The sequence below is a fragment of the Pseudomonas sp. NFACC42-2 genome (genome assembly GCF_900116055.1).
Taxonomy (GTDB): Bacteria; Pseudomonadota; Gammaproteobacteria; order Pseudomonadales; family Pseudomonadaceae; genus Aquipseudomonas; species Aquipseudomonas marginalis.
The window spans coordinates 40,494-51,788 of sequence record NZ_FOZO01000002.1 but is presented as its reverse complement, the minus strand read 5'-3'; the positions used below and the strand labels follow the sequence as shown (position 1 = coordinate 51,788).

11 protein-coding genes are annotated in these 11,295 nt (G+C 64.0%); 6 read left to right on the top strand and 5 right to left on the bottom strand.

Annotated elements, in window-relative coordinates; genetic code table 11:
- Position 1 precedes the first annotated feature (1 nt).
- Positions 2 to 1,054 (bottom strand): L-idonate 5-dehydrogenase, encoded by a 1,053-nt coding sequence (locus tag BM416_RS03980; RefSeq protein ID WP_092485737.1) that lies wholly within the window; start codon positions 1,052 to 1,054, stop codon positions 2 to 4.
- Positions 1,055 to 1,068: 14 nt separating this feature from the next.
- Positions 1,069 to 1,842 carry a glucose 1-dehydrogenase gene (locus BM416_RS03975; protein WP_092485734.1) on the bottom strand — a complete coding sequence of 258 codons (774 nt, stop codon included), beginning with the start codon at positions 1,840 to 1,842 and terminating at the stop codon, positions 1,069 to 1,071.
- 135 nt (positions 1,843 to 1,977) lie between these two features.
- Here BM416_RS03975 and BM416_RS03970 point away from each other — a divergent pair, with 135 nt between their 5' ends.
- From BM416_RS03970 to BM416_RS03945, 6 genes are all read left to right on the top strand, one after another.
- The gene (locus BM416_RS03970; protein WP_092486885.1) at positions 1,978 to 2,850 is read left to right on the top strand and encodes a LysR family transcriptional regulator; all 873 of its coding nucleotides are present in this window, start codon (positions 1,978 to 1,980) and stop codon (positions 2,848 to 2,850) included.
- Positions 2,851 to 2,954: 104 nt separating this feature from the next.
- Entirely contained in the window at positions 2,955 to 3,587 is a 633-nt protein-coding gene (locus BM416_RS03965) for a glutathione S-transferase family protein (protein ID WP_092485731.1), read from the top strand.
- 18 nt (positions 3,588 to 3,605) lie between these two features.
- Positions 3,606 to 4,526: a LysR family transcriptional regulator gene (locus tag BM416_RS03960; protein WP_092485728.1), complete on the top strand. Its 921-nt coding sequence runs from the start codon at positions 3,606 to 3,608 to the stop codon at positions 4,524 to 4,526.
- Positions 4,526 to 5,410 carry a LysR family transcriptional regulator gene (locus tag BM416_RS03955; RefSeq protein WP_092485725.1) on the top strand — a complete coding sequence of 295 codons (885 nt, stop codon included), beginning with the start codon at positions 4,526 to 4,528 and terminating at the stop codon, positions 5,408 to 5,410. Before BM416_RS03960 ends, BM416_RS03955 begins: the two co-directional genes overlap by 1 nt.
- Before the next feature lie 79 nt (positions 5,411 to 5,489).
- Complete coding sequence (locus tag BM416_RS03950; protein ID WP_092485722.1) at positions 5,490 to 6,422, top strand: pyridoxamine 5'-phosphate oxidase family protein; 933 nt, start codon at positions 5,490 to 5,492, stop codon at positions 6,420 to 6,422.
- Positions 6,423 to 6,734: 312 nt separating this feature from the next.
- Complete coding sequence (locus BM416_RS03945; protein WP_065946430.1) at positions 6,735 to 7,139, top strand: RidA family protein; 405 nt, start codon at positions 6,735 to 6,737, stop codon at positions 7,137 to 7,139.
- A 104-nt stretch (positions 7,140 to 7,243) separates the two neighbouring features.
- On the opposite strand, the gene BM416_RS03940 is transcribed toward BM416_RS03945, so the two are convergent.
- The 3 genes from BM416_RS03940 to BM416_RS03930 form a co-directional block, all read right to left on the bottom strand.
- Entirely contained in the window at positions 7,244 to 8,764 is a 1,521-nt protein-coding gene (locus BM416_RS03940) for an ArnT family glycosyltransferase (protein ID WP_092486882.1), read from the bottom strand.
- Complete coding sequence (gene arnT, locus BM416_RS03935) at positions 8,764 to 10,419, bottom strand: lipid IV(A) 4-amino-4-deoxy-L-arabinosyltransferase (RefSeq protein ID WP_092485719.1); 1,656 nt, start codon at positions 10,417 to 10,419, stop codon at positions 8,764 to 8,766. Before arnT ends, BM416_RS03940 begins: the two co-directional genes overlap by 1 nt.
- 193 nt (positions 10,420 to 10,612) lie before the next feature.
- Positions 10,613 to 11,281, bottom strand: coding sequence for a lipopolysaccharide core heptose(II)-phosphate phosphatase PmrG (locus BM416_RS03930; RefSeq protein WP_092485716.1), 669 nt, complete (start codon positions 11,279 to 11,281; stop codon positions 10,613 to 10,615).
- Between the last annotated feature and the right edge of the window lie 14 nt (positions 11,282 to 11,295).

The window sequence follows — 11,295 nt, the reverse complement described above, 5'->3', positions numbered from 1 at the left end:
CTTACTCCACGTCCACCACGCCAAAATCCAGCACCACCTTCATCGCCTGGGTCTTGTCCGCCGCCAGTTCAAACGCCTGCACCGCCTGCTCGAACGGCACCGTGTGGGAGATCACCGGGCGCACGTCGATAACCTGGCGATTGAGCAGGTCCACCGCCTGGGCAAACTCGCTGTGGAAGCGGAAGGTGCCGCGCAGGTCGATCTCGCGGCTGACCAGCAGGTTCAGCGGCAGCGACACCTCGCCGCCCAAGCCGACCGTGACCAGCACGCCGCGTGGGGCGATGCAGTCCAGGCCGTTACGCAGGGCCTGGGCGCTGCCGGAGACTTCGAACATCACCTCGAAGTAACCCTTCTCAGCGGTGTAGCGCTTGAGCGCGTCGATGCCGTCGGCAATGTTGTGGGTGCGCGTGGCGCCCATTTTTTCCGCGCAGGCCAGGGCGCTGGCGGACAGGTCCACCGCGACGATTTCAGCCGCACCGGCGGCGCGCAGGCCGGCGATCAGCAGGTTGCCGATGGGGCCGCAACCGGTCACCAGCACGCGCTTGCCGAACACTGCGCCGGCCCGTTGGATCGCATGCAACCCCACCGACAACGGCTCGGCCAATGCACCTTCGGCGAGGCTGACGTGATCAGCCAGCACATGTGCCTGATGCGTCTCGATCACCAGGCTCTGGCGAAACGCGCCCTGGATATGCGGGAAGGGCATCGCGCTGCCGTAGAAGCGCATGTCCAGGCAGTGGTTGGGCAGGCCTTGATGGCAATAGCGGCAAGCGCCGCAGGGACGCGACGGCGATACGGCGATGCGCTGGCCGACCTTGAACCGGCCGGCGTCGGAGCCCACGGCGTCGATCACTGCCGAGACTTCGTGGCCGAGCACCATCGGCTCGCGCAGGCGCACGGTGCCGAAGCCGCCGTGCTGGTAGTAGTGCAAGTCCGAGCCGCAGATGCCGCCGCGGGCGATGCGCACGCGCAGTTGCTCGGGGCCCAGGCTATGGGGTTCGTCCTGGGGGCTGACCCGCAGGTCTTTTGAGGCGTGGCAGACAATGGCGTGCATAAGGTTCTCCAGGGTTACAGCGACGCGGTGATGCCACCGTCGACGTAGAGGATATGACCGTTGACGAAACTCGCGGCATCGCTGGCCAGGAACACCGCCGCACCGGCCAGTTCGGCGACGTCGCCCCAGCGTCGGCTCGGCGTACGTTGCACCAGCCAGTCGCTGAACTCGGGGTTGGCCACCAGGTTGGCGTTCAACTCGGTCTTGAAGTAGCCGGGGCCGATACCGTTGACCGTCAGCCCGTGGGGGCCCCAGTCGATGGCCATGCCCTTGGTGAGCATCTTCAACGCACCTTTGCTCGCCGCATACGGCGCGATGCCCGGGCGGCCCAATTCACTTTGCACCGAACAGATATTGATGATGCGCCCACGCTTGCGCGGGATCATCGCCCGCGCCACGGCCTGGCCCACCAGGAAGGCGCTGTCGAGGTTGGTGCTGATCAGTTCGCGCCAATGCTGCTCGCTGTAGTCTTCCAGCGGCCCACGGCGTTGCATGCCGGCGTTGTTGACCAGGATATCCAAGGGCCCGAGGCGTTCCTCGATAGCCGCCACGCCGACCTGGATCGCCGCGCTGTCGGTGACGTCGAAGGCCTCGGTGTGCACCTCCAGGCCCTCGCGGGTCAGCAGCGCGGCGGCATCGCGCAGGGTGCTGCGGTTACGCCCGTTGAGCACCACCCGCGCACCGGCCTGGGCCAGGCCTCGGGCGATGGCCAGGCCGATACCGGCACTGGAGCCGGTGACCAGCGCCAGCCGGCCATCGAGGCGAAAGGTGTCTAGAACGCTTTGCATGGGCATGTTTCTCCGGGCGCGCTTGTGATAATCAAAACGTTGGCTGATGGGCTTAACTTCACTCCGGTATAGGGTGTAGGTCCAATGTTCATTTATGATCAGCTGATCAATATCCGTGATAACCGGGGAGGCTCGATGGAGCTCAAGCACTTGCGCGCCTTTGTGGTACTGGCCCAGGAGCTGCATTTCGGCCGGGCGGCGGCGCAGTTGTCGATTGTGCAACCGGCCCTGAGCATGCAGATCAAGCTGCTCGAAGCTGGCCTGGGCGTACGCCTGCTGGACCGCAATCGCCACTCGGTGACCTTGACCGATGCCGGTCGGGTGTTCCTGCCCGAAGCCCAGGCGACCCTGCACCAGGCCGCGCGGGCGACGGAGGCGGCACGGGCGTCCAACCGGGGGGAAATCGGCCGGGTGCGCCTGGGCTTTGTGTCGTCGGTATTGCCGCACCTGTTACCCGAGTTGATCCGCACGGTGCATCAGCGTTACCCGCGGATCGAGCTGGAACTCAAGGACATGCCCGGCCCCGATCAAGCCGCCGCGCTGAAGAATGATCGCCTGGATTTCGGCCTGATGCGCCTGCCTGCCGCCTACCCTGGGGTGCAGACTCGCGTGGTGTTGCGCGAGCCGTTCTGCGTGGCCCTGCCGATGGATCATCCGTTGGCCACGCAGGATTCGATCCAGCCCGGCGACCTGCTCGACGTGCCGGTGTACATCCTCGCGCGGCGCTATGCGCCGGGGTTCTACGACGAATTTATCCAGGCCGTGGGCATTCCTTTGCAGATCGCGTCCGAACTGGGCGAGTTCACCACCATGCTCGCGCTGGTCTGCGCCGGGTTGGGCGTCGGCGTCTTGCCGCAGCAGGCCGCGCGGGCGTTGCCGGCCAATTGCGTGTCGCGGCCACTGGCGTTGGGGGCGTTTCAGGCGCGCACGGGGTTGGCCTGGACCACGTTGGACAGTGCGGTAAAGACCACGTTGTTTGCGTTGATCGTCGAACTGTTTGGCGAGTGATTGTTTCACCCACTGAAATGCTGGATTGTAAAAGCTGGTGATTCCAGTGGTCGGCGCAGCGGTGGAACATGCCGGTGTCAAACCCCCACCCTTTGGAGCCTTACATGTCCCAGCCTGCGATCAAACTCTATGGTTTCCCCTTGTCCGGCCATTCCCATCGGGCCGAGCTGATGCTGTCCCTGCTGGGGTTGCCCAGCGAGTTCATCCTGGTGGACCTCAAGCAAGGCGCGCATAAAAGCGCTGACTTCACTGCGACCATCAACCCTTTCGGCCAGGTCCCGGCGATTGACGACAACGGCACCGTACTGGCGGACTCCAACGCGATCCTGGTCTACCTCGCCACGAAATACGGCAAGGGCCAATGGTTGCCAAGCGACCCGATGGGGCAGGCGCGCGTACAGCGCTGGCTGTCGGCCGCCGCCGGCCAGTTGCACGCCGGGCCGGCCACCGCACGGCTGGCCGTGGTGTTCGGTGCCGATGTGGATGCGGCGGCGGCGATCAGCCGTGCCCATGCCTTGTTGGCACTGGTGGAGCAGCAACTGAGCGAAACCCGCTTCCTGGCGGGGGAGCAAGCGAGCATCGCCGATATTGCGTTCTACACCTACGTGGCCCATGCGCCGGAAGGCAATGTGTCGCTGGCCGACTACCCTAAGGTGCGCGCCTGGCTTGCCAGCATCGAGGCCTTGCCGGGATTTGTGGGCATGCCGCGTACGGCGGTAGGGTTGCAATCACATTAACGTTGCTGAGGCGCATCGATGGACCGATTTCACGAAATGCAGGTGTTCCTGGCGGTGGTCGAGGAGGAGGGGTTTGCCGCCGCGGCGCGCCGCCTGAACACCTCGCCCCCCAGCGTGACCCGGGCCATCGCCGCCATGGAAGCGCGCATCGGCACCCAGCTGCTGGCGCGCACCACCCGCAGCCTGCACCTGACCGAGGCCGGCCAGCGTTACCTCGAAGATTGCCGGCGCATCCTCGCCGAGCTGGACGAAGCCGAAGAAGCGGCGGCGGGCAGTTATTCGATCCCCTGCGGCCACCTCACGGTGACCGCACCGGTACTGTTTGGCGAGCTGTATGTGGCGCCGGTGCTGGGCGAGTACCTCGACCGTTTTCCGCTGGTGAATATCAATGCCTTGCTGGTGGATCGGGTGGTCAACCTGAGCGACGAGGGCATCGATGTGGCCGTGCGCATCGGCCATCTGCACGAGCCGGGGCAACAGGCGATCAAGGTGGGCGAGGTGCGTCGGGTGGTCTGCGCCTCGCCCGGCTATCTCGACCAGCACGGCCGCCCCCTGCACCCCGGGCAATTGCCTGCGGCGCAGGTCGTCGGCCTGTCCTCCAGCCGATTGGTGAGTGAATGGGCGTTTGTCGACGCCGGCCAGCCGCTGACGGTGCCCATCGAACCGCGCCTGGTGGTCTCGGCGAATAACGCAGCGATCAACCTGGCACGCCTGGGCTGGGGGGTGGCGCGGGTGCTGTCCTATCAGGTCGCGGCGGCGGTGGCGGCCGGTGAGCTGGAAATTGTCCTCGAGGACTTCGAGCCGGCCCCGTTGCCGATCCAGGTGGTGTTCCAGAAAAGCGCGCGCGTGCCGGCCAAGATCCACACCTTTGTGGATTTCCTCAGCCATCGCCTGGGCCAGGACACGGCCTTGAATCCGGCGATGAAGCGGCGCGGTTGATGGAGCGTTATCGCGATATGCAGCTGTTTGCCGCGCTCGCCGAGCAACCGAGCCTGGCCTCGGCCGCACGTGCAGCCCAGGTCTCGGCGCCGACGTTGATGCGTGCGATTGCGCGCTTGGAAGCACGCCTGCGCGTACCGTTGCTGCAACGCAGCACGCGGGGTGTCAGCCTTACCGACACGGGCACTGCCTACATGGCCGACTGCGTGCGCCTGCTGGCCGCCGTGGACGCCGCCGAAGCCTCGGCCAACGGCTTGCATGTACAGGCCCAGGGCAATCTGCGGGTGTTCATGCCGTTGCTGTTCAGCCGCTATGTGATGGCGCCGCTGTTGGCCAGCTACATGGATCGTTACCCCGCGGTGCAGCTTACCGCCCACTACCACGACTATTACCCCAACCTGCACGAAGAGGGGCTGGACGTGGCGATCCTGGTCGGCGAGTTGCCCAGCTCCTCACTGATCGCGCGGCCGGTCGGGCACGTGCGGCAGATCCTCTGCGCCAGTCCCGCTTACCTCGCGGCGCACGGCGAACCCCGACACCCGGACGACCTCAAGCGGCATCGCCTGATCGCCACTGCCGACCCGGTGCATTGGGCGTTCCAGGGTTGCCAGCTCAAGGCCCGCGCGCGGCTGAGTTGCGCCACGGTGCAAGGCACGATCAATGCGGCGGTGCAGGGCGCGGGGCTGGTGCGTTGCTTGAGCTATCCGCTGCATGAGCATCTGCTCAGCGGCCAGTTATGCCGCGTCCTGCAGGGTTATGAGCCAGCGCCCCTGCCGGTGCATGTGGTGTACGGCGAAGGGCGCCATGGGCCGATGCGTGTGCGCAGTTTTGTCGATCATTGCGTGGCGGCGTTGCGTGAGCATTCGGCATTTCAGTTGGCGTAACACTGGATTGCCTGGGCTGGGTATTCTGCGTTTGGCTGGCGGGGCGCAGCATGGGGGCAACCCACTGGAGGTGATCACCATGAACCCTATTGAACAATCCCCCTGGCATGCCGGCGAACGGCAGTTACAAGCAGCGGTCGGCGTGGCCGAGCGCATGGCGGTGGTCGGGCCCAAGGTGATACGCGATCACCTGCCGGAGCAGCATCGGGATTTTTATCCGCTGTTGCCCTACCTGATGCTTGGCGTGGTGGATGAGCAGGGGATTCCCTGGGCGACCCTGATTGAAGGCGCGCCGGGGTTCGTCCACTCTCCCGACCCTCATACGTTGCAGATTGACAGCCTGCCTTCTGCCAGCGACCCGGCCCGCGCGGCCTTGCACAAGGGCGCTGCCGTGGGCCTGCTGGGTATCGACCTCAACACCCGGCGCCGCAACCGCATGAATGGGCGTATCGGCGCGCTCGATCACGATGGCCTGTCGGTCGACGTGGTGCAGACCTACGGCAATTGCCCCAAATACATCCAGCTGCGGCCGGTCGATGGGGTTGCGCGTAAACCCGGCACCCGGGTCGAGCGTCTTGGCGGCCTGGACGCCGCAGCCGAAAGCATGATCCGCAACGCCGACACCTTCTTCGTCGCCAGCTACGTGGAGGTCGACGGCGAACGCTCGGTGGACGTCTCCCATCGCGGCGGCAATACCGGCTTCGTGCGCGTGGAGGGCGACGTGCTGACCATCCCCGATTTTGCCGGCAACCTGTTCTTCAACACCCTGGGCAACCTGGCGGCCAACCCGGTGGCGGGGCTGTTGTTTATCGACTTTGAAACGGGGGATGTGCTGCAGATCGCGGGGCATACCTCGCTGATCCTCGACGGCCCTGAAGTCGCCCGCTTCGAGGGCGCGCAGCGGCTCTGGACGGTGACCGTGGACCACGTGGTCCGCCGCCCGGCGGCGTTGGCCTTGCGCTGGCAGTTCGCGGAGTTTTCGCCGTTCAGCCTGGCGATGGGCGGTTGGTAGCGTCAGCGTATTTATCACGGCCTGTTGAAGAGCAAATGGGGGAACTCCCTCTGTGGTGAGCGGGCTTGTCCCGCGTGGGGCTGCGCAGCGGCCCTAATCACTTCCACATGATGGGAGTTCGGGCTTCCACACCCGTTCTCTGAATGTGCAGCGACCCGCGAAGGGGGGGCGGCGAGGTTGATCAGATACAACCCGAAAGTTGCGTAAGAGCGGTCCGATGGACCTGCTCATCTTCATCACCCAAAGCCCTCTCCTGGAGACGTAAGAATTTTAACGTTAGCCTTGCACTCCTACCGACAACAAGGACTCGTCATGCAACCCAAGGTCATCAATCCCAAGAGCGTATTCAACTCCCTGCAATACGGCTTCAGCCAAGCTATCGAAGTGCCTGATGGCCGGCGTATTCTGCTTTCCGGCCAGGTAGGTGTGGATGCCCAGGAGCTTACGGTCGGTCCAGGCATTGCCGAGCAAACCGATACGGCGTTGGACAATATCGAAAAAGTCCTGGCCGAGGTCGAGGGTGACTTGTCCCATGTGGTAATGCTGCGGCTGTATATCGTCGAGTCCGCACGTGATCAGCAGGAGCTCATCGCCCAGGCGCTGCGTGAGCGCTTCCCCCATAACCCGCCGCCGTCGTCCTGGATTATTGTCAGTGGGCTTTCGTTGCCGGAGTGGTTGATCGAAATCGAGGCGGAGGCGGTGATTTCACCGAAATAAGGCCACAACAAGCATGTTCACGCCAAAACCTGTTTGCCATGATCCCGCGGCTCACTGTCCCCCGCCCCGGCCGGTGCGGTACACGCGCACCTGATACGCAGCCATCAGCGTGACGCAGGGATAAACGCCACACTGCCCTCGTCACGCTTGTGAAACAGCCGCTCGCCATTGTCCGGCTGGGTCGTGATCGCCTGATGATCCACACCCAAATACGCCAGCGGCGTCGGATCGTCCTTGGAAAACTGCGCGACGATGATCGTATGTTGCGGGTCAAAGCCTTGGCCGCTGGTTTTTTCCAGCCAGGCCATCAGCGCGGCCGTGTCACCCTGGCGGGGAAAGTCCTGGGTCTCGGCGATGTAGTAGAACGGCTTGCCGCCATTTTGCAGGTACATCGGGACCTTGTTGTCGACTTCCACCAGCACCATCTGCCATTGGTTCCAGGGCGCGCTTTTCACGGCCTCGGCTTGCACCTCTTCGGCGAAGCGGGTCACGCCGCCATTGCTGTTGGACCAGGGATAGGCCACGCCAAGTATCAACAGCATGAGTGCGGCAGCGATCCCCAGAGCCTTCTGCCAGCGCGGCCAGCTGGCGGGCTTTTTCAACACGCGTTCACTCAGCCACCACGCCGCCAGCAACTGGGCAAACGGCACCAGCGGCAGTACGTAGTAGCTGCGCCGGCTGCCGCTGGCGGTAAAGAACACAAACAGCAGGCCCAGGCCCCACACCAGCCAACGCACGTTCGGTGGGGTGTGACGCCAGTGCCGCACCGCCAGCCACAGGCCGAGCAGCCAGCACGGCGTCCAGGGCAGGGTGTAGGCGGGCAGGTAGATCAGGTAGGTGTAGATCGGCCCCATATGGTCGAAGGGGTCGAAGAAACGCACCACGTTTTCCCGGAACACCAAGGCCAGGCCGCTCGCGCCATAGGTCGGTGCGCCGTAGACGTGCGACAGCACGAAGGGCACGGCGTACACCGCGGCGGCGATCAGTACGGCCAAAAGCAGGCGCAGGTTGAGGTGGCGCTTGTAGCGCTGTTCGCCGAGCAGGTGCGGCAGCAGCACCAGGCCGGGCAGCACGAAGCCGATCAGGCCTTTGAACAAGGACGTCAGGGCCAGCAACAGGAAAAACACCGTGTAGCGCCACAGCCGTGTGTCGTCGGGGCCGCGCCAATACCAGGCGACGGCCGCCAGCACGCCGCACACGGTGAGCACATCCGCCGTGGCCACGCGGGCCCAGAACAGGAAGTAGAACGTGGTGGCGAGCATCCAGCCGGCGATCAGCCCGGTGCCCTTGCGGAACAGGCGTTCGCCGATCAGGTACACCAGCCACACACTCAACCACGCGCCGATCACCGACGGCAGGCGCAACGACCAGGGGCCGAAGCCCCCCATCAGGTGGGCCGCGCCGGTGATCAGCCAGTAGGAGGGCAGGGGTTTGTCGTAATAGGGCACGCCCTTGAGGTACGGGTCGAAATAGTCACCGCTCTGCAGCATCTGCAAGGCGATATTCGCCCAGCGGGTTTCCGGGCCCCACAGGTCACGTGCGCCCAGGCCGGTGAGCAGCAGCAGGGCCGAGACGCCGAGCAACAGCAGCAGGGCGCCGCGTTCGGTCTTGAAATAACCCGGCATCATGGCGCCTGCGGGTAGAGGATAAGCTCCAGGTAGCCCTTGTAATAGCGTTTGCCTCCGGGCGGCAATTGCCCGGCCTCGCGCATTTCACTGGTGCTGTTGACTCGCAGCAGCACGCCGACCGAGCCGTGCTGGCGCGCCTCCTTGAGCCAGCCCTGAACCTGTTCCAACTCCACTTTGCGTGTGACCGCACCGGCGTACTGCAAGCCGTAGCGCAACTCGCCTTCGGTGTCATACAGCGCCACGTCGGGTCGTTGCAGGCGCCAGGCCAAGGCGCTGGCGCTTTCCAGTTCATTGCTCAGCAGCGCGTGGGTGTGCTGCAACTCATCCAGATGCTCCAGCACAAATTGGTCGGGCATTTCGTTATCGGCGATGCAGGCCGGCATGCTCGACGGCAGCAGCACCACCAGCAGGCCGATGCCCAGGGCCGGCATCGCCCACAGCGTCAGCGGCCGCATGCTTTGCAGCAGGTTGGTGAGGATCCAGCCCAGCAGCACGATAAACGCCAGGGACAGGCTGAACATCTCGGCATGGCTGTTGCTGTACAGCGGCCTGGCGATTTGCAGGTAGATCAGCCCGACCATGGCGGCCATGCCGATCACGAAGTTGAGCAGGCCATTGAGGCGCAGGGTGCGGGTTTTGCCCTGGCTGACCAGATCGCTCAGGGTATGCCCCATCAGCAATGCGAGGGGCAGCAGGCACGGCATGATGTAGGTCGGCAGCTTGCCGTTGCTCAGGCTGAACAAGCCCAGGGGCAGCAGCAACCACAGGGCCAGGAAGGCGATTGCCGGGTGGCGCTTTTCTTTCCAGGCCTGGTACAGGGTGTCGGGCAGCAGCCCGGCCCACGGCAGGCAAGCCACCGCCATGATCGGCAGGAAGAACCACCAGGGCCGCACGTGTTGCGCGTTATCGGCGCTGAAGCGGCGGATGTGTTCATTCCAGAAAAAGAAGCGCCAGAAATCCGGTTCCTGAGTGTGGATCGCCAGCACCCAGGGCAAACACACCAGCACGGCCACACCGACGGCCAGCGGGCCATACCGCAGCAACTCGCCCAGGCGCCGCTGCCATAGCATATAAGGCACGGCAATCAGCACCGGCAGCGCCCACGCCAGGAAACCCTTGGTCATGAACCCCATGGCACAGGCAAACCCCAGCACGGCCCAGGCGCCCAGGCGGCTGCGCAGGGTGCTGCTGTCGAGGGCAAACCACAGCGCCACCAGGCTCAGGTTGACCCACAGGGTGAATTGCGGATCGAGGTTGGAATACCCCGCCTGCCCGGCCACCAGGCCAAAGCTCAGGTAGAGCAGGGCACAGGCGAAGCTTTTTCGCGGGTCGTTCCACAGGCGACGGGCGATCAGGTAAGCGAGCAGCACGCTCAAGCCGGTGGTCAGGGCCGAGGCGATGCGCACGCCGAACAGGTTCTGGCCAAACACGGCCTGGCCCAGGGCGATCAGCCAGTAACCGGCGGCCGGTTTTTCGAAATAGCGGATGCCCATGAAATGCGGTGCCACCCAGTTGCCGCTCAGGAGCATCTCCTGGCTGATCTGGGCGTAGCGGGTTTCATCCGGTATCCACAAACCGTGCATGCCCAGTGGCAACAGATAAAACGCGACGAAGGCCAGCAAGAGTACCGGCAGGGGTTTCAGGCGAGTCATGAAAACGTCGCTCCTTGACGTCTGATGGTGTTTTTTTCAATTAATGAAGTAATGGTGAAAGTCGTCACGGCGTTCACTAAATAACAGGAAATAGTCATAACGACCTTAATTAAGGGCGCAACTAAACATGCCAGAACAGGGCTGTCTTTTTGCTGAACATATGCCGTAGTGGCGGAAAGGGAATGACGTGGATTTATTTGAGCGCGGCAGGCCAGTCCTGGTTTTTCATGATGCCCAGGGCCTTGAACTTGCCGTTGGCCAGCACCTGCACGAACAGCGCGCTGCCGTACTCGGAAAACTTGGCGTGGGGGAAGCCCAGGGCGGTTTCAAAGTCGGCGATGCAACCGCTGTGGGTGACGAATACGAGGTTGCGTCCAGCCTGTTTGTGGCCGAGCAGTTCTTCGCCCATGGCCTTGCCGCAGACGGCTTGTTCGCTGGAGGTCATGTCGGTTTTGCCGAACATGAAGCGCGAGGTCTGGGCCGTGCGAATGGCGGGGCTTGAGAGTACGTCGGTGCCATCCATGCCCAGGGATTTAAAGGCTTTTCCCAGGTTTTCGGCGTGCTGGCTGCCATTGATCGTCACGCCTTCCACCGGGCCCAGGCACGGGTTGCTCGAGCGGTCGCAGCGCTCTTCATGACGCACCAGTACGATCAGGTCGCCGTCGCGCCACAGCGGCAGTACCTGGGACGTCAGCAGGCGGTTGCCCACGCCGAGGTCACGTGGGGAGGTCGGCCAGAACAGCACGCAAGTGAGCAGCACGGCGACCACCGTAAGCCCGAGCCAAAGCGGTTTGAGGCGCTTGAAAAAGGCTCGGCGCGAGCGTGGTTTAATCAGGGTAAGGTCAACCACTACATTCACCATGGTCACTATCGGCT

What these genes read in the sequence shown, in the direction of transcription:
- BM416_RS03980 (WP_092485737.1), bottom strand. Translation starts at nt 1,054, where the DNA reads ATGCACGCCATTGTCTGCCACGCCTCAAAAGACCTGCGGGTCAGCCCC.
- BM416_RS03975 (WP_092485734.1), bottom strand. Translation starts at nt 1,842, where the DNA reads ATGCAAAGCGTTCTAGACACCTTTCGCCTCGATGGCCGGCTGGCGCTG.
- BM416_RS03970 (WP_092486885.1), top strand. Translation starts at nt 1,978, where the DNA reads ATGGAGCTCAAGCACTTGCGCGCCTTTGTGGTACTGGCCCAGGAGCTG.
- BM416_RS03965 (WP_092485731.1), top strand. Translation starts at nt 2,955, where the DNA reads ATGTCCCAGCCTGCGATCAAACTCTATGGTTTCCCCTTGTCCGGCCAT.
- BM416_RS03960 (WP_092485728.1), top strand. Translation starts at nt 3,606, where the DNA reads ATGGACCGATTTCACGAAATGCAGGTGTTCCTGGCGGTGGTCGAGGAG.
- BM416_RS03955 (WP_092485725.1), top strand. Translation starts at nt 4,526, where the DNA reads ATGGAGCGTTATCGCGATATGCAGCTGTTTGCCGCGCTCGCCGAGCAA.
- BM416_RS03950 (WP_092485722.1), top strand. Translation starts at nt 5,490, where the DNA reads ATGAACCCTATTGAACAATCCCCCTGGCATGCCGGCGAACGGCAGTTA.
- BM416_RS03945 (WP_065946430.1), top strand. Translation starts at nt 6,735, where the DNA reads ATGCAACCCAAGGTCATCAATCCCAAGAGCGTATTCAACTCCCTGCAA.
- BM416_RS03940 (WP_092486882.1), bottom strand. Translation starts at nt 8,764, where the DNA reads ATGCCGGGTTATTTCAAGACCGAACGCGGCGCCCTGCTGCTGTTGCTC.
- arnT (WP_092485719.1), bottom strand. Translation starts at nt 10,419, where the DNA reads ATGACTCGCCTGAAACCCCTGCCGGTACTCTTGCTGGCCTTCGTCGCG.
- BM416_RS03930 (WP_092485716.1), bottom strand. Translation starts at nt 11,281, where the DNA reads ATGGTGAATGTAGTGGTTGACCTTACCCTGATTAAACCACGCTCGCGC.